Origin of the sequence: Scandinavium lactucae (assembly GCF_033843265.1) — a bacterium.
Classification (GTDB): Bacteria; Pseudomonadota; Gammaproteobacteria; order Enterobacterales; family Enterobacteriaceae; genus Scandinavium; species Scandinavium lactucae.
In genome coordinates this window covers 1-771 of the sequence record NZ_JAWXRD010000024.1, presented here as the reverse complement: position 1 = coordinate 771, position 771 = coordinate 1, and the positions used below count along the sequence as shown (strand labels likewise).

The following is a 771-nucleotide window of genomic DNA, read 5'->3' as shown; positions in this document are numbered from 1 at the left end:
AAGCATTATCAGACAGTAACAATACTTATCATGTCAGGGGTTATCCTGATATCACTGCTTCTGATCATCAGTTTATTGGTCTGGTTCAACCGACCATTAAAAGTGATACTCAGAAAGGCGGCATTACTGGGTAAACAACCCTTCGAAATGGAAAACCATGTTCGCTTATTTCCGGAAGTTGCCCGACTAGACAAAGAACTGGCTCGCACCTCAGAGATGATCACTGAGTCGCTTACGGCCCAACATAAACTCGCGGAAGAAGATCCTGAGACCGGACTGCCAAACTATGCGGGTTTGTGTAAGCAGATCACTGACGATGATGAACGCAATCTTGTTGTACTGATTCATCTTACCAATTATGCCGTGCTCAATATGACGTTGGGCAGAGAGTATGCCGTAGAACTGGTCAGTACCGGCATTGCATATCTGAAACGACACCTGCCGGAAGGGTCGTTGTTGGCTCGCATCCGTACGGATAAATTTGTCATCATTTTTCCGGACAGGCTCGAGTCATCTCAGATTGATGTTTGCCAGCAATGGCTGAGTGATCTCTTTCTTGATCCCCTTTCAGTCGATGGAGGAGAAGACCATCTCTTCCAGGGGAATGCCGGAGTGGTGGTCGAGCCGGTGACCAGAGAACGCATCATGGCAATACTATTGAATGCGAGCATTGCAGCCCATAACGCAGCAGGAAAGGGCAATGGGGGCGTTGTCAGATTTTCAGCTGAGATGCATGAGGAGGCAGTACAGAATCTACGCCTTTATGAACAT

1 protein-coding gene is annotated in these 771 nt (G+C 47.6%); it reads left to right on the top strand.

The window, feature by feature from the left end; genetic code table 11:
- Window positions 1-147: 147 nt before the first annotated feature.
- Window positions 148-771, top strand: a 624-nt coding sequence (locus tag SIK69_RS08020; protein WP_319785826.1) for a GGDEF domain-containing protein, incomplete at its 3' end; no start/stop codon positions are given.